We start from the raw sequence: 21026 nt of genomic DNA on the forward strand, positions 1-21026 counted from the left end.
TTCTCGCTGTATTAACGGGTTTGCTTTTCTCTATAGCGTTGCCTGTATTAAACGTTCAATAATAAGAACTCTCTTTCCCAAGAACTGATGACTTGGAAATACGTTCTGTACTCCTTACGTTTGATGGCTACGTAAGCAGATACGAATCGGTCACCTAAAATTTCTCTCAGCTCGTCACTGTTTTCTAACAACACCAAAGCGTCTTCTAGGTTATGAGGAAGTGAGTATGGCTCAGTGGTCATATCACCTGTGCTTTTTTCCGTTGGTGTAAGCTTCTCTTTCATACCTAAGTAGCCACATGCCAACGTCAATGCCATGGCGAGATAAGGGTTTGCATCCGCGCCGGCGTAGCGGTTTTCAAGACGGCGAGACTCTTTATCAGAGATAGGCACACGTAATCCAACAGTACGATTATCTTCACCCCAAGCCACGTTCGTTGGTGCAGAGTCACCAAATACTAAACGGCGATAGGAGTTCACGTTAGGCGCGAAGAACGCAATAGCCGCTGGCGTGTATTTCTGCATACCGCCGATATAATTCAAGAAAAGGTCACTGTTAGTACCATCTTCATTGGCAAACAGGTTTTTTCCGTTTTTATCCACCAAACTCTGGTGAATATGCATTGCACTACCAGGCTCATCTTCCATTGGTTTTGCCATAAAGGTGGCATACACATCATGTCTTAAAGCTGCTTCACGTACAGTGCGTTTAAATAAGAACACTTGGTCAGCTCTATCGAGCGGCTCACCGTGGTCAAAGTTCAGCTCCATTTGTGCAGCGCCAGATTCATGCACCAAAGTATCGACGTCCAATTCTTGAGCTTCACAGTAGTCGTACATGTCTTCAAAAATAGGATCGAACTCATTCACTGCATCAATACTAAAAGACTGACGAGCTGTTTCAGGGCGTCCATTTCGACCAATTGGCGGCTCTAATGGATAGTCCCAATCTAGATTCTTCTGTACCAGAAAGAACTCAAGTTCTGGGGCAACAACAGGTTGCCACCCCTCTTTAGCATAGAGGTTTAGCACTCGACGCAGCACGGCTCTCGGTGAGATATCTACCGGGTCTCCATCGACGGTAAAACAATCATGGATAACCTGAGCGGTAGGCTCTTTTGTCCATGGAACAAAACGAATGGTATTTTGGTCAGGCTCCAGAGTCATATCCTTCTCTGTCAGGTCGATCATACTTTCATCGTCTGGCCAGTCTCCGGTTACAGTCTGGAAAAAAACCACTTCGGGAAGACGCATGCCCCCTTCTCGAAGGAATTTTTTCGCAGGCATAATCTTGCCTCGCGCGTTGCCTGTAATATCGGGGATCAGGCACTCAACTTCAGTAATACGGTTTTCTTCTATCCATTTCCTAATCGTTTCCATAAATCCTTCTTTTTCAAAAATTGCTCAACGAATTTATCAATAAGCTCCATTTAGGATTGGCAGCAAGCTGTACAATTGTCAAACAAATATGTTAATTATTTTGTAACTTTTGAGATAATGATTAACATTTTATATACATTTGTGTTGTCTTTTACTGAACATTATGTCTATGGTTAAAAAGCAACCAGTGGCGCAAGATTCAAAACAAAGGCTTGCTATACATGGATAGGTTGGAGATAAGTGGAGGAGCCACAGTGGGAACAAGTCAACTTTCAAACAGTGCTGACAACATAGAACCAATACAGGTTAGTCACGATAAGCTAACAATTGAACGATTTATTGAACACCACCCTGACGTGACTACGTTGGATCTCATATTGTTCGATATGAACGGCGTAGTGAGAGGTAAGCGCGTTCCTTTATCACAACTAAATAAGGTACTAGAGCAAGGTATCTGTCTTCCGGCTTCTGTATTTGCCTTAGATATTTGCGGAGAAACCGTAGAAGAAACTGGTTTGGGATTCGAAAAAGGCGATGGTGACAGAATTTGTCGTATGGTCACAAGTTCTTTGGTTACTACACCATGGCAGGAAAACAGTGCTCAAGCCATTGTGACTATGTTTGAGCCCACATCCAATCAACCGTTTTTTGCCGATCCTCGCCACGTACTAGAAGTACAGCTAGACAAATTAGCTACGAAAGGCTTCAAACCCTGTATAGCCGTTGAGCTCGAGTTTTACTTACAAGACCTTGAGCCCGATGAAGCGGGTAACCCGCAACCACCATTAATGCCGATAAGCGGTGAAAGGATGACACAAACGCAAGTCTACTCACTCGAAGAGCTCGATGAGTTTAAAGCGTTTCTAGATGAGGTGATTGAGACCTGCAACGCTCAAAATATCCCTGCCGACAATATCACCGCCGAATACGCACCTGGACAATTTGAGGTCAACCTCAAACATACGAGCGACGTACTTCTGGCGTGTGACCAAGCTATGCTGCTAAAACGCGTAGTGCGAGCAGTAGCTAAGAAACACGGCTTCTACGCCAACTTTATGGCCAAGCCCTACACCGAGTATGCTGGTAACGGCTGCCATGTCCACATTAGCCTGCAAGACGACGTCGGCAACAACGTATTTGGTGAAAATGAAGAACTACTACTCAATGCCATCGCGGGCGTTCTCGCTCATTTAGAGGATAGCATGGCAATATTTGCGCCCAATGCGAACTCCTATCGTCGACTTCAACCCAATATGTTTGTACCACTTCACGCTACATGGGGATGGGACAATCGCACTGTAGCAGTAAGAATTCCAGCGAGCGGTACCGAAGACAAAAGAATTGAACATCGACTCTCCGGCGCGGACGTAAACCCTTATCTCACCGTAGCAGTATTGCTAGCATCAATAATCGACGGAATAGAGAACAAACTGACTCCACCAGCACCAATTGAAGGGGATGCGACCCTACTAGAACTGCCTATGCTTCCTATTTCATGGGATATGTCTCTCCATGAGTTTGAAAACAGTCAGTTTATGAAAAGCAGTTTTGGTGAAGAGTTTTGTAAAGTCTATCTTGCCAATAAAAAACATGAACAGGCGCGCTTTTCAGCACAAGTCTCTCCATTAGAATACCAGTGGTACAAATAAGTAAGGATACAAAATGAAAGTCAAACACACAGACTCTTACTATGCAGCATCAAGAAATCAGCATTTCGATTTCCCCAAACTTATGGGAGAACATGTTGCCGACGTCTGTGTGATAGGCTCCGGAATCACCGGAGCCACCGCTGCATTAGAGCTGGCTAACAAAGGCTTTAAAGTCATTGTGTTAGAAGCTAACCGCGTGGGCTGGGGGGCATCTGGTCGCAGTGGAGGCCAAGCCATTTTCGGTTGGGCATCAGAGCAGGACACACTTGAGAAATTAGTCGGTAAATCCGATGCCAAAAAGCTTTGGGACATCTCTGTCGAAGCGCTGGCGTTAACGAAATCGAACATCAACAAATACAACATTGATTGCGACTGGCGTGATGGCATGGTTCATGTGGGTATGAAACCACGCCACGATAAAGAGTTAAAAGCATGGTATGACGATTTAACTGAAAACTATGGTTATGAATCATTAGAAATGTGGGACAAAGATGAAGTTGCCAGTCGCATTGCAAGTACCAAGTATACCTCTGGAATGTTTGATAGTAACAGTGGCCACTTACACCCGCTCAACTATACCTTAGGTTTGGTTAATGCAGCCAAACTCGCTGGGGCAGAATTTTATGAAGATAGCGCAGTAAACAAGATTGAACATGGTGATCCGGCAACGCTGTTTACTAGAGATGGAAAAGTAAAAGCAAATCACGTCATTCTTGCTTGTAATGCCTATATGGAAGGGCTGGAATCGAAACTCGAAAATAAAGTAATGCCGGTTGGTACTTATATTTGCGCGACCGAGCCATTAGGCGAGGAAGTAACAGGATCGCTGATGCAAGATCATATCTCAGCTTGCGATATCAACTTCGTTCTCGATTACTACCGATGTTCTGGCGACCATCGTATGCTATTTGGTGGAAGGGTGAGTTATTCAGGCGTCGCACCATTTAACTTAGAAAAAGCCATGCGCGCGCGGATGCTTGATATATTCCCACAGCTTAAAGACACAAAAATCGAATACGCTTGGGGCGGAAATGTCGCCATCACTATGAATCGAGCCCCCCACTTTGGCCGGCTAAAACCAAACGTCTATTTTGCGCAAGGTTTTTCAGGCCATGGTATCGCCGCGACAGGTATGGCGGGTACATTAATGGCGGAGTGTATTGCGACCACTGCAGAGCGATTCTCTATATTTGATAAAATCAAACACATGCCCTTCCCGGGTGGTCGAATGTTTAGAACCCCAGCGTTGGTTCTAGCCATGTCTTATTTTAGAGTTCGAGACCTTTTATAAAGTAGATAAAAAAGGAGCTGATAGTAGCTCCTTTTTTTAGATTTCTAAATATTGAATTAACCAACAAGCTATTGAGTTATATTAACGTCATAGTTTGATAGATAATGTGTAACGCTTTTCTTAGGGATTTAATTGTTATATCAATTAAATCCCCCATCATTATTTTAATAACCCTGAATGGACTTGCAGCCCCATTTGGGTCAAAGAATAAATTTTCCCTTCACCCTTAAACACCAGCCCGGCTTTAACTAATTGACGCAAATGAAAATTGAATTTGGTGTGATCTTCTACCCCCACTACTCGACATAGATCCATGAACTTCATTTTACGATGCAGTCGTAATTGTTTAAGCACTTGTCGTCGAATAGGATTCGACAGAGCGCTAAACACTAAATCATCATCCCGCTCTAGCTTAGGGGACTTAGGAGATCGCTGAGCATGAATTCGTTTCAAGGTTGTCGAAACCGTAGTGAGGTTAAAAGGTTTAGTAAGAAACTCGTCCGCTCCCTTTTTCATCGCATCCACAGCAACATCTACCGTCGCAAATGCCGTAGAAATCACTATGCCAATGTTCGGGTGAATTCGACGAAGACTTGATAACGCTTCTATGCCCGTTATACCAGGCATCACCACATCGAGTAACGCAACATCAAAATGTTGTACCAATGCAGCCTCAATGGCATCTTCGGCATTATCAAATGCAACGACATCAAATGACTCGAGGCTAAGTGCTTCAATCAATGCTTCTTGCAGTTCTTTGTCATCTTCAGCTAGTAACAATCTCAGTGTCATTTCAAATATCTCGGAAGTTTTATTTCTACGGTCAAACCACAACCTTCGTTGTAGAGGTTCATTGACCCATTGTGCTGCATTACCAATTGATTCACTATAGCAAGCCCCATCCCTGTCCCTTCACCTTTTGGTTTCGTTGTGAAAAATGGCTTACAAGCATTCGCAATGATCTCTTTACTCATACCGCCAGCATTATCTTTAAACACTAGGACTGCGTTCAACTGCTCTTGATAGGCCTTAAAGGTTATAATTAACCCATCTTTTCTAGCATCACAAGCATTCGATATCAGGTTAGAAATTACATCTTGCAAAGCTTGAGCATCACCAACTACCTCTAAACCATGTTGACAATCTACTTGCCAGTCAGTGCCGTCAAGTCGAAATCGATTAAGCTCAAATGTATTGTAAATCACGTCTTGTACGTTCACTCGTTCTCGTAATACGGGCTTTTTATGTGCGTAATTTAGGACTTCTTGACTGATATCTGCAGCTCGTTCAAGCCCAGTACGAATTCGCGTCAACTGGCGTTGATATACATCGTTTTCAGGTAGCTGACGCTCAAGAATATCACAGCCCATCGTTGCACTTGAGAGTGGTGTCTTGATTTCGTGGGCCACGGCTGACGATAGCTCTCCCAATTCACGAAGTTTCACGTCATGCAGTAACTGCTGAAGCCGAGTTTCTAACTGTATATCTCGTTCACGATCAAAGACTCGCAAAGCTCTCCAAATGAAGATGAGTATGAGTATTGCGCTAACCGTTCGCAGTATTATCACCCAGATACCAAACTCGGCAGTAAGTACTCCTGCTGATATGCCATATAAAACTAATGCGAGTCCAGTTAATTTAAACGGTTTTGAAGCACCATGCCCTTCGTGTTCAAGCTCATTCGCGTAAACATACATCACTAACCCTGCTGAACAAGCAGCACCAAAGCCAAAAATCAAGCGAACTTGATTGGCAATCAGTTGCAGGTATTCGCTATAGCTTAACGCCCAGTACTGGATAACCACACTGAACATGAAATAGATAAACGCAGCGCAACCTAATGCTTTTATCCATCTTATCTGCCGCCAAGTGGTTACTGAAAGCAACTGCCACGCAAAAGCACCCAATGCAATATACGACAGCCACAACTTGGCGACTTTGAAGGTTGCTAAGCCCGTGACACTTTCTAGGTCGTCAGCGTAAATAACAAGATAAAGCTCAGACCACTCATGTAGACCATGTAATAAACCGAACGCAGCAAGCGTCGGTAGTGCCGATGCCATTGAAATACGACTTTGACTCAGGTCTCGGAACAATATAGCGAAAAAGATCGCAAAGAAAGCGAGTCCATAAACCAAATAAACTGAAAAAGTAAGTAATTCATCCATACTTTGTAATATTTTAATTCACATCGTTAAGTTACCTGTTAATAGAAGTATTACATGTTAAACCAACCAAGTAAAATATTGTGAAGTTTTATTATCAGATAGGCATCGTTTTATATAAACCTTTGCGTTAAATAGCACTGTCACGTACTCGATTAATATAACTGTAATATTTGGTTCTTAATCTCCGCTTTGTTGATTGGTACATACCGATTAATGGATTGAGTAGTTTCAATCACCTTAGTTTTATTTGAACACAAAACTAAACCGGGCCATTAAAAAGTATTACTCCTTTTTAATGGCCCACACTAAACGAATTATATCGGAGATATATTGTGAAATTTATCAGATCAGCTCTCTTGTCTTCTGTGTTAGTCACTGCATCATTCGGCTTGGCAGCAAAGACCACTATTAACGGAGCGGGCGCGACTTTCCCTCATCCAATCTATGCAAAGTGGGCTGAGCAATACCAAAAGGAAACGGGTATCCAGATCAACTATCAAGCTATCGGTTCTGGTGGTGGCATTCGTCAGATCACAGCAAAAACGGTAGACTTTGGCGCGACAGATGCACCGCTTACCATCGAAGAGTTGAACAAAGAAGACATGATTCAATTTCCTATGGTCATGGGCGCGATTGTCCCTGTAATCAACCTCCCAGGTATCAAGGCAGGTCAATTAAAACTGACAGGCAAAGTATTAGCTGATATCTACTTAGGAAATATCAAGAACTGGAACGATAAAGCTATTACGGGACTTAACCCAGATATAGCGCTCCCGAACCAACCTATTTATGTTGTCCACCGCTCTGATGGGTCAGGTACTACATTCAATTTCACTGAATATCTTGATCAAGTTAGCCCAGAATGGCACGAAAAAATCGGTGCAAGCAAAGACATCGCATTGCCCTCGGCAGCGACGGCAATTGGTGGAAACGGTAACGCTGGTGTCGCCAACTTCGTTACGCGCACTCGTGGTGCTATCGGCTACGTAGAATATGCATTCGCTAAACAAAATGATTTGGCGTACACACAAATGCAGGCTCGCGATGGTGCATATCTAATGCCAACCATGAAAACCTTCCAAGCCGCTGCCGCAAACGCCGATTGGGAAGACGCTCCAGGATATCATTTACTTCTTAACAACCAACCGGGAGCTGATTCGTGGCCGATGACCGCCGCAACTTTCATCTTAATGCATAAGGACCAACCTGACGCCAAGAAAGCACAAGAGATTATTAAGTTCTTTGAATGGAGCTATACCCAAGGCAAAGCTGCTGAAGAACTCGACTATATTCCAATGCCGAAGAAAGTCGTTAGCATGGTTAATGACACTTGGAAACAAAGTCTAAAAACCAACAATCAAGCCATTATTAAATAATTCACTATTAACGAGCCTAGCCTCTCGAGGTTCAGGCTCGTATTCCCAGTATTATGACTACTTTAACTTTATCCAACAAAGTAAATGGCGACTCAATTTTCGAACGATTGAGCTTTACTAGTGCCCTACTTATTCTTGTTACTCTTTCCGGAATCTTACTGTCACTCATTGATGGAGGATGGCCTGCAATTAAAGAATTCGGACCGGGCTTTGTATTCCATAACGTGTGGGATCCGATTCGAGGCCAGTTCGGTGCTGCGTCAGCCATCTACGGTACTCTAGTGACATCACTAATTGCCATTATTATTGCCGTCCCTATTGCCTTAGGTACAGCAATATTTCTCGCCGAGTTAGCGCCTAAATGGGTCAGCGTACCGGTAAGTAAAGCGATCGAATTGCTAGCGGCTATTCCAAGCATTATTTATGGTATGTGGGGTCTTTTTGTCTTTTCTCCTTGGTTCTCAAATGGCTTCCAAACCTGGGCTGGTCAACACCTTATTGAAATCCCCATCATCGGACCTTGGTTTAATGGTCCGCCTATTGGCATCGGACTTCTTACTGCGGGCATTATTCTGTCCTTCATGATTTTACCAATCATGACGTCACTTACACGAGATGCACTAAAGTCTATCCCCAATGTGTTGAGAGAAGCAGCTTATGGTACCGGAGCGACACCTTTTGAGGTGATTACCAAGGTACTGATTCCTAAAGTGAAAAATGCAACCGTGAGCGCTGGTATCTTGGGTTTGGGTCGCGCACTAGGCGAAACCATGGCAGTCGCATTTGTGATTGGGGGTGCAAACCGTATTGAAACTTCTTTCTTTATGCCTGCTGCATCAATCTCATCGACAATCGCTCAGCAGTTTAATGAAGCCACCGACCCAACGCATATTGCATCACTGATTGCGCTTGGCGTTGTACTTTTCTTTATTACGTTCTTCGTGATGGGATTTGCTCGTCGTCTAGTAGGGAAAGCATCATGAAAATAAGAAAGCTAAAGAATCAGCTGTTTCTCGCATTCTGTACCTTCTCTGCAGCATGTGGTGTGTTTGTATTGGCTTGCGTACTGTATACCTTAGTGGGTGAAGGAATCAAAGGCATCACGTGGGCAGTCTTTACTGAGATTACTCCAGGTCCTGGCAGTCATGGTGGACTCAAAAATGCTCTATTAGGGAGCTTAATGCTCACCACTATCGGTATCCTCATAGCTACACCTATCGGGGTACTTGCTGGAACATGGTTAGCAGAGGCTCAGCCTGGCAATAAAGTTGCCGAATCAATTCGCTTCCTAAACGGTATGCTTATGAGTGCGCCTTCAATCCTAGTTGGCTTGTTTGTTTATGCGGTTATCGTGGTTCCAACCGGAGGTTATTCAGGCTGGGCAGGTGCAATTGCATTAGCAATATTGGCGTTGCCTGTGATCGTAGCGTCGACAGAAGAGATGCTGCGCTTGGTCCCACCAACATTGAAAGAAGCAGGAAGTGGCCTAGGCGCTCCGAAGTGGCGAGTCATCACCCAGCTTGGATATCGAGCCGCTGGACCCGGAATTATGACTGCCGTATTACTGTCTGTCGCACGTATTTCTGGCGAAACGGCTCCTCTGCTTTTCACTTCATTGAACAGCAGTTTCTTAACGACTGATTTGAGCAAACCAATGGCTAACTTGCCTGTCACCATATATCAATTTGCTATGAGTCCTTTCGCCTCTTGGCAAGAACTGGCATGGGCGGGCGCTCTCATCGTTACCACCTTTATTTTGATTGTAAATATCACGGCAACAGCTTTGCCGAAACTTCTAAAAGCGAGAAAGGCATAAGTATGGCTACTGCAAACATAATTCAAAATAGCGAACAATCCATTCTTGGAAGCTGCATTTCTACCCTTGATTGTGAGACAAACAACGCCAACGACGTGTCTAATCTGACACACCGTATGGATATTCAAAATCTAAACTTTTTCTATGCTAAAGGGCTAAATCCTGCATTGAAGAATGTGTCGATGCCGATATATAAAAACCGAGTAACGGCACTAATTGGACCGTCAGGCTGTGGAAAATCCACGCTACTGCGCACCTTAAATCGCATTTATGATCTTTATGGTAACCAGTACGCAGAAGGTGAGATTCTTCTTGATGGCGAATCCATATTTTCTAATACAGATGTAAATGAACTGCGTTCTAAAGTCGGGATGGTATTTCAAAAACCCACACCATTCCCAATGTCTATTTACGACAACATGGCGTTTGGGTTAAAGATACAAGGCGAGCTATCAAAAGCCGAGATTGACGCTCGTATTCAATCGGCACTTAAACGAGCGCACCTATGGGAAGAAGTAAAAGATAAGTTGCATCACGATGCGAATGGCCTTTCGGGTGGGCAGCAGCAACGGCTATGTATTGCACGTACGATTGCCCTTGAGCCTGAAGTTATTTTGATGGATGAACCGACTTCGGCGCTTGATCCTATTGCGACTGCCGCAATAGAAACCTTAATCACAGAGTTACGAGAGAAATACACGATCGTTATCGTCACACATAATATGCAACAAGCAATGCGTATCTCTGACTACACAGGCTTTATGTATTTGGGAGAACTCGAAGAGTTTTCCCTTACTGAGACCATCTTCCATAACCCGGCAAACGAGCGCACAAGGCGCTATATTTCAGGGGACTTTGGTTAGTATTACGCAACCAACGACTCATCTTCATGGCCCGCTCTTATCGAGTGGGCTAACTTCTCTGACTCAAATATTCGATGAAAGCAGAAACGTTATCAGAGATTTCTTTAACATCTGGCTCAAGTAACTTTACTGTTATTTCTGAGTTTCGATTCTCCAATACCCCTTTATCAGTGATAACGAATAATCTCTTTCCTACTACTTGTTTGCTCTCGCTCTCAACAAGTTCGACGGACACAATCAATCGCAGGTTACGATCACGTGTGCCTGAAACAACCTTAGCTAAATCGATAACCGCACCAATAGGAATGAAATCCGTTGGCTTCACTGCACCGGAAACTCCTTCAATGTTCTGTACATCAACAGCCACTTCCAGAGTTTGTTTGCTATTCATCGATGATTTCACAGAGTGATTTTCTATTCGCTTTCGTAGCGATTGCTCAAGTTCAGAGCGCAATGTATCAACGACACTCTGTGACACATACGCTTGGTTTGCTTTACGCTCCGCGGTGACGGTTCCTAATTCTAGAGCAGCGTAGTTATTGAGACCAAAGCCTTGTTCATACCAAGAAACGCCGTCATACGTACCTATGGTTTCCACCGCAAAGTGTCGATAATTGTCTTGCGGCTTATAGTCTGACTGCGTTGGAAGCGTATTTGTACATCCCGTCACGGCTAACATCATCGATAACACCAAGATTTTTACTTTCAAGCTCCGGACCTCCTCAATTGTCACCTTTCAAGCATAGGCGCCACTCACTTAATAAACAGTGTCGAGAGTGAAAAACGTGAGCCATCGTGATTATCGTGGGTGTTGCTAGCTGTTTTTGTTAGAATCCCTCCGCAATCAAACGAAGACTAGGTAAAACCATGTATAAATTGACCATCTCTCTCGACGAGTTCTTACGCAATTATTGGCAAAAACAGCCAACAATCATCAAGGGGGGATTCGCTGAATTCCAAGATCCTCTCACTCCCGAAGAACTTGCAGGATTAACGATGGAAGAGGTGGTCGATTCACGTTTTGTATCTAATCTTGATAATAATTGGCTAGCCGAACACGGTCCTTTTGGTGATGATAAGTTCGCCTCTCTACCTCAGAGTAATTGGTCTTTTATCGTTCAGGCGGCGAACCATTGGCATGACGGCGCAGCGCAACTTGTTAAACCCTTTCAAACTATGCCGCAATGGCTATTTGATGATCTAATGATTAGCTACTCTGTCGAGGGTGGTGGTGTTGGTCCTCATATCGATCAATATGATGTATTCATTATTCAGGGCATGGGAAAACGTCACTGGCGAGTTGGCGCAAAAGATGTTGGACAGTATAAAGAAACTCAGCGCCATGAAGCGCTACGCCAAATCGAATCTTTCGAAGCAGAAATTGATGACATTTTGGAACCCGGTGACATTCTTTACATTCCACCTGGTTTCCCACACGATGGATACGCCCTTGAACCTTCAATGAGCTACTCTGTTGGATTCCGCTCTCCAAAAGAACAAGAACTTATTAGTAACTTCGCAGATTACATTTTGGCTCACGATTATGGTGATGAGCATCTCCACAAGCCCGGTCTTCGCACACAAGATAACTTTGGTAAGATTTCAACAAGCGACTTAGATTCCCTTGTCAGCATGCTAAAAGCGAAACTGGATGACGAAGACACTATCAAAGATTTCATGGGATGCATGCTGAGCCAATCTCGACACCAACTTAATATTATTGAACCTAGTTCAAAGTGGAGTTGCGAGGATGTGTATCAGCACCTAGAAAGTGGTGGCGCTATATTCAAAGTCGCTGGATTAAGAACACTTTCACACGAAGCCGAGCCGAACATGATTTATGTAAACGGTGAAATGTTCAAGATCCCTGAAGAGTTAACTAGCTTCGCAGAATTGCTCTCTAACCAAGAGACTATTTGTCTTGAAAACAGCGGAGAATCGTTAACACAAAACTCCGCTGCGATTTCGTTAATCACTGAACTAGTCAATAAAGGCTATTGGTTTGCTGAATAACTAGCATAATGGCGTGGCTGCGTTTACCGTTAACACGCCAATTTTCCTTCTAAAATTTGATTCTTGATAACGTAAGTACAGCAAACAGCCCAGCAATCGCTGAAGCGCCTGTAACTAAACTAAAGATACTCGTTAATCCAAACCATTCTGCGGTGATTCCACCCATCGTTGTACCAGTTGCATAACTGCCCGCGATAGCAAACAGTAGCAAGCCTTGTGTAGAAGCCGGAGGCAGAGTGGTTACTTTGGCGACAATAGCCGGTTTAACCATGTCGACCATAGATAAGCATTGCATAAACAACAAATGCATGACTAACGGCAAGTAGAAAAATCGCGCGTGCCCTGTCGCCAGTAAAGACAATACCAAACCGACGACAACATAACCGATTAAACCGACTATCCATACCTTCCCTGCACCAAATTTGGTTAACGCTCGACCTGCGATATCCAACGTTAGTAAACTAATTACAGAGGAGAATGCCAGTAATAATGAAGTTGCTGACTTATCGATTGAGAATAAGCTTTCAAATAGATTAGGACCTTGCGCCACCTGATTGGAACTCGCAATCATAGCGATGAACACCGCCAATAAAAACGTCACGAACGTGGCATTCCAATGACCTTTTTCCGTTGTTTCTGACTCAGTCGTCTCTTCTAGTACCAAACGTGATGCCGCTTTCTTACTGTCAATTCCACTGATCATTAATGAGAGTACCGCGGTAATAGCGACGACAAGAAATGCTACTTGAGAGCTCAGGTTTATACTCAAGGGGAGTATTGCTCCCATCATCACTGCACCAACAAAAATACTTTGGTTCATTCGAGTAAGACGCAGAGCTTGCTGTTCGTCGTTGTAACCCGCAACCACGATAAATGTAGGATTAACCGTCATTAAAGTGATGGAGCCCAAGCCGACAAGAAACGTCGCCAAATACATTGCCAATGTTTGAGGGACAAACGCAAAAATAACCATCGCAACAACGTGACTCAACAAGGCGAGCTTCTGCGCTAAGGCATGAGCTCGCAGACGATCTATCACACTGCCTATGATTGGCGCAACAAAACCACTTAGCCCCACAAAGGCTAGAGCTGCGCCAGTATGTGCCATCGACCCTGTTACTTCAAATATATGACTTGGAATCAAAATCGGTAACGCCACCAACTGCACCGCACCAAACATAAACGCTGCTGCGTACCAATACGAAATACCATGTTTTTCCATCATAATTAGGAACCTAATGTCTAAAAGTATCCCAAAGTGTCCCAATTATGCTGCTGCGAAATAAGTAAAACACGGGATAGTTAAGTAACATACTATGACTAGTGCCCACTCTGTTCCTTAACCAAATTGAATACATATTCCGCCCTCTCATTAGAAAATTTAACCTTGGGATTAGCAGAGCTATATCTAATTTCAAAGCTAATTCACAGATATATATTTTGTTACAGTCGCTTCATATAAATACATATTCTAATTGACCGCGATCATCTCTCTAGCACATCAAACTCCTCAAAATATGCACACTGTTCCACTATCTCAAGGCTGTCATATGACTGATTCAACTAAAGAACGTAAGGTAACGATAGGAAGCTACATTGCGCTAGCTTTTGCTATTGTGTTTTTCTCTGGGTTACTCCAATCCAACGAATGGTATGGGGTATTTGACTTTACAACACTCAACGGAGCATTTGGACAAGTTGCCCACAACGTAACTGAAACGGAAGCTGGCGTACAAGCTGCTACCACTTCGTTTCGAGGTGTTGGTGGTAGCGGTGCTCGTGACGGTTTCATTTTTGCACTAACACTAATTCCAACCGTTATGTTTGCACTGGGCATGATCAATGTTTTAGAGCACTACGGGGCACTTGATGCGGCTCGCAAACTTCTTTCTCCTCTTCTCCGTCCTTTAATGGGTATCCCTGGAAACTCTGGCTTGGCACTTATCGCTTCACTTCAAAGTACTGATGCGGGTGCTGCGATGACTCGACAGTTGAAAGACGAAGGTCATTTGACCAAACGCGAAACGGATGTCTTCACTATGTTCCAGTTCACTGCCGGCGCAGCAATTGTTAACTTCTTCTCTTCTGGCGCGGTGCTGTTTACGTTAACGATGATGGACGGCTCACTAGCTGTCTCTTCCTCAATCGGTTTAGCAGTAGCCGTTATGTTCTTATTTAAGTTTGTTGGTGCCAATCTATTCCGTGTTTACCTAAATATCACTGAAGGTAAAGAAGACAAGTCGAATAAAGACGACGAAACTATGACTAAACAAGAGGCGACATCATGAGTGAAGTAAAAGCGAAAAAACCTATGGTGACGGACATCTTTGTTGAAGGTGCTAAGAAAGGTTGGGTTATTGCAACTACGTCTACAGTCCCTAACGTTCTAATGGCGTTTGTCATTATTAAAGCGCTACAGATAACGGGTGCATTGGATGCAATGGGCGCTTTATTCTCTCCTGTGATGGCTGTATTTGGCCTACCGGGTGAAGCTGCCGCTGTACTTATCGGTGCTTGGATGTCTATGGGCGGTGCCGTAGGTGTGGTAATCACTTTATTCGACCAAGGCATTCTAAACGGCACTCATATTGCCATCCTAGCTCCAGCTATCTATTTGATGGGTTCTCAAATTCAATATATGGGACGTATCATGGGACCAATCGGTACAGAGGGTCGTTATATCCCAGTAATGATTGCAATTTCTGTGTTGAACGCGTTTGGCGCTATGTTCCTAATGAACATTTTGGTGTAACTCAGCAGCGCTTAACATATATATGTTAGGAAAATGCCCTTCATATGAAGGGCATTTTTTGTTTGCTAGACCTTGAATTTAGCGACTTGAGCGTGCAACTCCCCTACGTGGCTGGTGACTTGCTCCGTCACATGGTTTGTTGTGCGAGATTGTTCCGCTACTAATTTAAGCGATTCATTAATCTCGTTAACAAGCTTCGAAATAGACTGAGTAGCAACCGCCTGCTGCTCCGCGGTTGCCGCTAAGCTTGCCATCTGGTCATTTACGAGCTCTACCTGTTCGCCAGATGATTGAATTCGACTCAATGCGCCACTAGTTTGTTCCATAGCTTCGGATGCTATGGTAGTGCCGACATTGATTTGCTCTACAACTTTACTTGTGGAAGTTCGAATAGCTTGAATGATAGTGTTGATTTCCGTTGTCGATTCCGTCGTTCTACTAGCCAGCATTCGCACCTCGTCAGCAACAACGGCAAAGCCTCGCCCTTGTTCTCCAGCCCTCGCTGCTTCTATCGCTGCGTTCAGTGCCAGTAAGTTGGTTTGCTCTGCTAGCCCTTCGATAACCTCAGTCACTTTACCGATCGCTTGACTCTCATTACTTAATTGTTCAACTAGCTGCTGAGTTGTTTCAATGGTCGTGACTAACGAAGTCATGTTGGTATGGTTTTCGGTCAACACATCCTCACCAGAAATTAGTTCTTGTTTCGCATCAACCAATGCCGAGGACGACAACTGTACTTGACTGGCCGTTTGTTCAGACCCTACCGCAACCTCAGACAAAGAGTGACCTATTTCATCGACATGTTGTGACTGCTGTTCAACTTTAGTCAAACTTTCACGGCTGTTTTGAGTTAAATCGCCCATCCTCAGTTCAACAGCTTCTACACTATTGGTAACTTGACCAACTAATGTTGCCAGCGCATGGTTCATAGCGTTAATAGATTTGGTCAAATCAGCAAGCTCATCACTGCCAGACACCGCCAGTGGTTCACTGGAGACGTTACCTTCCGCGATAATTTGAGCTCGTTTGACAATAAGGGAAATACGCCCTCCTATTTGGCGTCCCATAATATGAGAAATGACAAACGCTGCGACAAGTACCGCAATACAGCTGATACCTAACACCGTAATAAGTGCGGTCACGCTACTACTGATACTTTGTTCTGTCGATGACGCTTTTTGTTGTTGTGCACTAACGATACCATTCAGTTCATTTTGAACCACATTAATCGCAGGCAGCAAGGTATCAGACATCAGACTATTCGAGCGATTCCAACCATCCGATTGTCGTATCTCAATAACTTGCTTTGCGAGCGGAACGTATAAGGCTTTCATTTCGTTAAATAGAGACCATAAACTCTGGTCACTATCACTCATGAACGATTGCTTATAACCGATTTGGGTCACGACTTGATCGTGGAATTTCATCAAGTCCGCATACTTATCTAGATAATCTTGCGCACCATATTGCAAGTAGTCACGTAGCGCCGCTAATGCATTTGCGAGAGAGTTATAACCATCGGCATAAAGCTTAAAGAGTCGCTTTCTCTCTCCACCTTCCGTTTTTCCGGCTTCATCATTGATCAGTCCTTGCAACTGATCGAGAGCCACTTCGGCAATAGGAGCGGCTTCATTAATAAATAGAGAGTGCGCCGGTAAATTTTCATCGGTATGGCTTATTGCTAAAATATCAGCTGAAGTTGCTTTAATTGTGCTCCATTCATCATTGATGACTTGGTATTGCTGAGCAGAAATCAATGACTCCAAGCTAATCAACTGGATATCAACTAGATCTATCTTTGAGAGAACCTCTCCACGATAGCTTTCGACTTGCTCTTCAGAGCCCACTAAGAGCAGAAAGCCTCGCAATTCTGAAACCGTTTCTTGAATAGACTGACCAAGTTGCCGACTGGCATCGACCGTTGGAAGGTCATGTAATAACAAAGACTGGGTGTCTGCTTGCACGCTTTCTACACTGCGATACACAAAAAGTGATGAGACGATAAAAAGTACGCCAAGCGCCAGAAAACTTGTTCTGAGCTTACCCGATATCGAGAGCTTCATCCTTAAACCTCTATAAAATCCTGATTAATTCATCACTATATCGGCATCTATCTCAAAAATTCAATGTTTTGTTTTACGATTTGTTACCAACTCTTTGCGAAGGTAAGTGTTTGTACTTAGTATTGAATAAAAGCTAGGCAGTATATGGGGACCTTTAATGGCAAAAGACTTGTTCGCCAACCTCGACTTAAATCTTTTAAGAACCTTTATCATTCTTAATCAAGAACGAAATATGCGTAAGGCATCTGAAAGATTATTTGTGTCGCAACCCGCCATTAGTAAAGCACTTCAAAGGCTTCGTGACCATTTCGATGATGAACTATTTGTGAAAACGCATCATGGCCTTAGAGCTACTGAAAAAGCTTCACAATTGGCGGAATCTATTTCTCCTCTAATGGATGAACTGGCGAACGCCCTAAACCACTCCTCAAAGTTTGACCCGGCTAAACTTGAAGGAACAATTAAGATCGCCATTTCCCCATTTTTCCTTTCAGGTATTGCTACCAAGCTATTTCATTCATTGCGTCGAGAGGCACCATCAGTACAAATACAATTTTTGAACTGGAGTAAGACTACTCTGCAAGATATTGTTAATGATGACATTCATATCGGACTTAACTACAGTATCTCGCACGCACCAAAAGAACTCATTCAGAAATTTATGGTTTCTGATGATTTTCGTGCCTACGTAAGGAATGAGCACCCGTTTGATAGAAACCAAGTAGATCTGCTTGAGGGTGGTAATTTTGAAATCGCGACTTTAATAGCGGCGGATTGGAACTCAAATATTTCTAATTCTGAAAAAATGATGAAGCTACGAGGAATTGAAGCCAACATCGTTTTTAGATCTGAGCTCCCTTCAGCAATAATTGATATCGTGAAAAATAGTGACGTGCTTTTCCCTGGCTCAAGATACCTAAACCTTGACGCCCACCCCGGACTTCGTTCACTAGAAATATTGTTTGCTAGTGAGACCGTCAATACTGACATTAATGCCTTCTATCATTATAAAAACCGCAATAATGCCACGACTCGCTGGCTGCACAACAAACTCCTCGACATATTACTGGAGTAATTCCATTTAACTATTAGTTCCACTACCTTTGATTATTAATAACTATGGGTAATCAGCCTTATTCCCCCCTTTCATTAGAATACCTTAGCATCCAGCGTAAACTCGCCTCCTTGTAAGAGAGGTCTATTGTGGGCTTAAACAGAGTCAACTTCGAATGTATGAAGCAACGAGCGAATTATGTTGGATGCCTCACTGTAACCTAGCAGCTATCACGTCGACTTAACTCTTACTTTTGAACCTAAATACTTTGAACACTTGCGAAGTATCGATACGGACAACACCGTGTTCGTCTTAGTGAGTCTCAAATCATAGAAGGTACTTACGAACTTGGTTTCAACCTCAACTTTCAATAGAAGTGACAATATGAATATGCAATTAGAGCAAGCTAAGCCGTCTTGGGTATCCAAATTAGTTGCGACGATATTCCTTTTCTTAGGTGGGCTTTCATTTGCGGAAGCGAAGCAAGAAGACACTATTAACAGTGACGACAAAAACAAACTCTTCGTGTCCGTTGGCTTTGCCTGGAGTGACACGTGGAGCAACTCTCTACAACACAATATCGGTGCAATGGCTGGAAAAATGCCTAGTAAGGATGGCTGGGCGCCGCTATTGAGTTACCAACACTTAAAATACTCTGAGATACGTGGAGAAAAGCCGTCACTTCAAACCTATATGCTCGGTGCTTCTTACGGATTTACTGATAACGTCGCGTTCTATTTCTCAGGCGGTGTGGGTGATTATCGTTATAAAAATGAGGACAACAAAGCTCTTGCACTCGGCACCGGAGTACTTGCTAGTTTCGATTTTGGTTTAACTCTGTCAGGAGGTTTTGAAACCAGCTTGGTGGACTCTCACAATGGGCAGCTCACTCACTTAATTACACGAATCGGCTGGAGCTTTTGAATTTTTACCAAATTTCATCGGTAGCTCCCCCCTATCACTCTGTTTTGGTAGGGGGATTTTTTGCAGCAATTCTAGAATGCCGATAAAGAAACCAAGGTTTTGGTGTAGTCTTTCTGAGGTGTTGCGAACAGCGTTTGTGTATCGCCCTGCTCTACAATTTCGCCATCTTTCATTACGATGGTGTAATGGCAAAGTGACTTTACAACATTCAAATCGTGGCTGATAAATAGATAAGTCAGCCCATGTTTTATTTGTAGCTCTTTGAGCAAATCAAGAACTTGTGCTTGCACCGTTCTATCTAAAGAAGACGTAGGCTCATCTAGCAAGATAAATTCTGGTTTGAGAATCAATGCCCTTGCAATCGCAATTCGCTGCCTTTGTCCTCCAGAGAACTCATTTGGATATCGGTGTCTTGTTTCAGGGTCTAAGTCCACCTCTTGCATCACGTCACAAATCATCTTGTCTAGAGTTGCATCGTCGTGCTCAAAATGAACTCTTAATCCTTCTCCAATGACCTGTGCCACAGACATTCTTGGGTTTAGTGCTGAGAAAGGATCTTGAAACACAACCTGCATTCGGCTTCTAAAAGGCAACATACCTTTGCGGTCTAACGTCTGAATGTCTTGGCCATCAAACTCAATGATACCTTCACTTTGAACTAACTTAAGAATCGCCATGCCCGTCGTTGATTTGCCTGAACCGCTCTCTCCAACTAGGCCAATCGAGTAACCCTGCTTAAGTTCAAACTGCATATTGGTTACTGCTTTGACATGACTGACAACGCGTTTGAACAAGCCACCCGTGATAGGAAACCAAACTTTCAAATCATCAACAGCAAGCAGTGGTTTCGCGGAGGCAGAGACCTCAACGGGTAAGCCTCTAGGGTCGGAGTTGATCAGTTTTTGTGTATAAGGATGTTCAGGTGCATTAAACACTTGATGACACTCGCCAACCTCAACCAAACGCCCTTGTTGCATGACCGCCACTCTATCAGCAATACGGCGCACAATACTCAAATCATGAGTAATAAACAGCATCGCCATGCCGAGTTCTTGTTGTAGATCTTTCAGAAGGTCCAAAATCTGTGCTTGGACCGACACATCTAGTGCTGTGGTAGGTTCATCAGCGATTAGGAGTTCAGGCTCGTTAATCAGCGCCATGGCAATCATGACACGTTGACGCTCTCCACCGGAAAGCTCATGTGGATAGGCTAAGATCTTCTGTTCTGGATATCGAATGCCAACTTTCTTCAGCCATGAAATCGCCAGCGACTCTGCTTTACTGGTTCTCATACCTCGGTGAATAGCTAAAGTTTCTACCAGCTGTTTGCCTATTTTATGCAACGGGTTCAATGACACCATCGGCTCTTGGAAAATCATTCCGATGCGACCACCTCGAATACCTCGAAGTTGCCGCTCGGAGCAATTAAGCATATCAATATCATCAAACGTAATGTGACCGTTTAGATAGTGGCTAGAGCCTTTCGGCAGCAGCTTAAGGATCGCGTTGGCTGTTACCGATTTACCTGAACCACTCTCTCCTACTAATGCTAAAGTTTCCCCTTTGCGGATTTTTAGGGAAACATCATAGGTCACTTGTTCTACTTGCTTACCTCTACCAAACCCAACGGAAAGGTCCTCAATAGCAAGTACGTGTTTTGGATCATCTTTTGTCATAC

The 21026-nt window shown here is 43.7% G+C and carries 18 protein-coding genes; 11 read left to right on the forward strand and 7 right to left on the reverse strand.

Annotated elements, in window-relative coordinates:
* Window positions 1-47: 47 nt before the first annotated feature.
* A complete protein-coding gene (locus MMA19_RS03170; protein ID WP_006069543.1) occupies window positions 48-1379 on the reverse strand; it encodes a glutamine synthetase family protein in 1332 nt (443 codons plus the stop codon).
* A gap of 236 nt (window positions 1380-1615) precedes the next feature.
* Between MMA19_RS03170 and MMA19_RS03175 the strand changes: the two genes are divergently transcribed.
* The gene (locus MMA19_RS03175; protein WP_031496044.1) at window positions 1616-3028 is read left to right on the forward strand and encodes a glutamine synthetase family protein; all 1413 of its coding nucleotides are present in this window, start codon (window positions 1616-1618) and stop codon (window positions 3026-3028) included.
* A 13-nt stretch (window positions 3029-3041) separates the two neighbouring features.
* A complete protein-coding gene (locus MMA19_RS03180) occupies window positions 3042-4319 on the forward strand; it encodes an FAD-binding oxidoreductase (RefSeq protein WP_006069541.1) in 1278 nt (425 codons plus the stop codon).
* A gap of 159 nt (window positions 4320-4478) precedes the next feature.
* On the opposite strand, the gene MMA19_RS03185 is transcribed toward MMA19_RS03180, so the two are convergent.
* Window positions 4479-5111: a response regulator gene (locus tag MMA19_RS03185; protein WP_031496042.1), complete on the reverse strand. Its 633-nt coding sequence runs from the start codon at window positions 5109-5111 to the stop codon at window positions 4479-4481.
* On the reverse strand, window positions 5108-6487 hold the full coding sequence (locus tag MMA19_RS03190; RefSeq protein ID WP_006069539.1) for a HAMP domain-containing sensor histidine kinase: 1380 nt from the start codon (window positions 6485-6487) through the stop codon (window positions 5108-5110). Before MMA19_RS03190 ends, MMA19_RS03185 begins: the two co-directional genes overlap by 4 nt.
* A gap of 332 nt (window positions 6488-6819) precedes the next feature.
* Between MMA19_RS03190 and pstS the strand changes: the two genes are divergently transcribed.
* Genes pstS through pstB form a run of 4 tightly spaced genes read left to right on the forward strand, consistent with a single transcriptional unit; the run spans window position 6820 to window position 10542 of the window.
* Window positions 6820-7863 carry a phosphate ABC transporter substrate-binding protein PstS gene (gene pstS / locus MMA19_RS03195; protein WP_031493758.1) on the forward strand — a complete coding sequence of 348 codons (1044 nt, stop codon included), beginning with the start codon at window positions 6820-6822 and terminating at the stop codon, window positions 7861-7863.
* Between the two features lie 53 nt (window positions 7864-7916).
* Window positions 7917-8846 carry a phosphate ABC transporter permease subunit PstC gene (pstC, locus tag MMA19_RS03200; RefSeq protein WP_240205489.1) on the forward strand — a complete coding sequence of 310 codons (930 nt, stop codon included), beginning with the start codon at window positions 7917-7919 and terminating at the stop codon, window positions 8844-8846.
* Complete coding sequence (pstA, locus tag MMA19_RS03205; protein WP_062461158.1) at window positions 8843-9679, forward strand: phosphate ABC transporter permease PstA; 837 nt, start codon at window positions 8843-8845, stop codon at window positions 9677-9679. Before pstC ends, pstA begins: the two co-directional genes overlap by 4 nt.
* Window positions 9680-9681: 2 nt before the next feature.
* Window positions 9682-10542 carry a phosphate ABC transporter ATP-binding protein PstB gene (gene pstB, locus MMA19_RS03210; RefSeq protein ID WP_006069535.1) on the forward strand — a complete coding sequence of 287 codons (861 nt, stop codon included), beginning with the start codon at window positions 9682-9684 and terminating at the stop codon, window positions 10540-10542.
* Between the two features lie 49 nt (window positions 10543-10591).
* Here the strand turns inward: pstB and MMA19_RS03215 are convergent, their stop codons facing one another.
* A complete protein-coding gene (locus MMA19_RS03215; RefSeq protein WP_240205490.1) occupies window positions 10592-11251 on the reverse strand; it encodes a DUF3313 family protein in 660 nt (219 codons plus the stop codon).
* Between the two features lie 158 nt (window positions 11252-11409).
* Between MMA19_RS03215 and MMA19_RS03220 the strand changes: the two genes are divergently transcribed.
* On the forward strand, window positions 11410-12555 hold the full coding sequence (locus MMA19_RS03220) for a cupin domain-containing protein (RefSeq protein WP_240205491.1): 1146 nt from the start codon (window positions 11410-11412) through the stop codon (window positions 12553-12555).
* 49 nt (window positions 12556-12604) lie between these two features.
* Here the strand turns inward: MMA19_RS03220 and MMA19_RS03225 are convergent, their stop codons facing one another.
* A complete protein-coding gene (locus MMA19_RS03225; protein WP_240205492.1) occupies window positions 12605-13780 on the reverse strand; it encodes a hypothetical protein in 1176 nt (391 codons plus the stop codon).
* Between the two features lie 325 nt (window positions 13781-14105).
* Here MMA19_RS03225 and MMA19_RS03230 point away from each other — a divergent pair, with 325 nt between their 5' ends.
* Both MMA19_RS03230 and MMA19_RS03235 read left to right on the forward strand, forming a co-directional pair.
* On the forward strand, window positions 14106-14843 hold the full coding sequence (locus MMA19_RS03230; RefSeq protein ID WP_006069531.1) for a nucleoside recognition domain-containing protein: 738 nt from the start codon (window positions 14106-14108) through the stop codon (window positions 14841-14843).
* Window positions 14840-15307, forward strand: coding sequence for a YjiG family protein (locus MMA19_RS03235; RefSeq protein ID WP_006069530.1), 468 nt, complete (start codon window positions 14840-14842; stop codon window positions 15305-15307). The genes MMA19_RS03230 and MMA19_RS03235 overlap by 4 nt, the downstream gene beginning before the upstream one ends.
* A gap of 65 nt (window positions 15308-15372) precedes the next feature.
* Here MMA19_RS03235 and MMA19_RS03240 read toward each other — a convergent pair whose 3' ends face one another.
* Window positions 15373-17370 (reverse strand): methyl-accepting chemotaxis protein, encoded by a 1998-nt coding sequence (locus MMA19_RS03240; RefSeq protein ID WP_240205493.1) that lies wholly within the window; start codon window positions 17368-17370, stop codon window positions 15373-15375.
* 157 nt (window positions 17371-17527) lie between these two features.
* Between MMA19_RS03240 and MMA19_RS03245 the strand changes: the two genes are divergently transcribed.
* Window positions 17528-18445 (forward strand): LysR family transcriptional regulator, encoded by a 918-nt coding sequence (locus MMA19_RS03245; protein WP_006069528.1) that lies wholly within the window; start codon window positions 17528-17530, stop codon window positions 18443-18445.
* Window positions 18446-18808: 363 nt separating this feature from the next.
* Complete coding sequence (locus MMA19_RS03250; protein WP_240205494.1) at window positions 18809-19348, forward strand: hypothetical protein; 540 nt, start codon at window positions 18809-18811, stop codon at window positions 19346-19348.
* Between the two features lie 71 nt (window positions 19349-19419).
* On the opposite strand, the gene MMA19_RS03255 is transcribed toward MMA19_RS03250, so the two are convergent.
* Window positions 19420-21024 (reverse strand): ABC transporter ATP-binding protein, encoded by a 1605-nt coding sequence (locus MMA19_RS03255; RefSeq protein ID WP_240205495.1) that lies wholly within the window; start codon window positions 21022-21024, stop codon window positions 19420-19422.
* Window positions 21025-21026: the final 2 nt, after the last annotated feature.

Source organism: Vibrio sp. CyArs1, from assembly GCF_022432925.1.
Lineage (GTDB): Bacteria > Pseudomonadota > Gammaproteobacteria > Enterobacterales > Vibrionaceae > Vibrio > Vibrio mediterranei.

Excerpts from the sequence above, each read along its gene's own strand:
- MMA19_RS03170 (WP_006069543.1), bottom strand. The coding sequence starts at position 1,379 with ATGGAAACGATTAGGAAATGGATAGAAGAAAACCGTATTACTGAAGTT.
- MMA19_RS03180 (WP_006069541.1), top strand. The coding sequence starts at position 3,042 with ATGAAAGTCAAACACACAGACTCTTACTATGCAGCATCAAGAAATCAG.
- MMA19_RS03185 (WP_031496042.1), bottom strand. The coding sequence starts at position 5,111 with ATGACACTGAGATTGTTACTAGCTGAAGATGACAAAGAACTGCAAGAA.
- MMA19_RS03190 (WP_006069539.1), bottom strand. The coding sequence starts at position 6,487 with ATGGATGAATTACTTACTTTTTCAGTTTATTTGGTTTATGGACTCGCT.
- pstC (WP_240205489.1), top strand. The coding sequence starts at position 7,917 with ATGACTACTTTAACTTTATCCAACAAAGTAAATGGCGACTCAATTTTC.
- pstA (WP_062461158.1), top strand. The coding sequence starts at position 8,843 with ATGAAAATAAGAAAGCTAAAGAATCAGCTGTTTCTCGCATTCTGTACC.
- pstB (WP_006069535.1), top strand. The coding sequence starts at position 9,682 with ATGGCTACTGCAAACATAATTCAAAATAGCGAACAATCCATTCTTGGA.
- MMA19_RS03220 (WP_240205491.1), top strand. The coding sequence starts at position 11,410 with ATGTATAAATTGACCATCTCTCTCGACGAGTTCTTACGCAATTATTGG.
- MMA19_RS03225 (WP_240205492.1), bottom strand. The coding sequence starts at position 13,780 with ATGATGGAAAAACATGGTATTTCGTATTGGTACGCAGCAGCGTTTATG.
- MMA19_RS03230 (WP_006069531.1), top strand. The coding sequence starts at position 14,106 with ATGACTGATTCAACTAAAGAACGTAAGGTAACGATAGGAAGCTACATT.
- MMA19_RS03235 (WP_006069530.1), top strand. The coding sequence starts at position 14,840 with ATGAGTGAAGTAAAAGCGAAAAAACCTATGGTGACGGACATCTTTGTT.
- MMA19_RS03240 (WP_240205493.1), bottom strand. The coding sequence starts at position 17,370 with ATGAAGCTCTCGATATCGGGTAAGCTCAGAACAAGTTTTCTGGCGCTT.
- MMA19_RS03245 (WP_006069528.1), top strand. The coding sequence starts at position 17,528 with ATGGCAAAAGACTTGTTCGCCAACCTCGACTTAAATCTTTTAAGAACC.
- MMA19_RS03250 (WP_240205494.1), top strand. The coding sequence starts at position 18,809 with ATGAATATGCAATTAGAGCAAGCTAAGCCGTCTTGGGTATCCAAATTA.
- MMA19_RS03255 (WP_240205495.1), bottom strand. The coding sequence starts at position 21,024 with ATGACAAAAGATGATCCAAAACACGTACTTGCTATTGAGGACCTTTCC.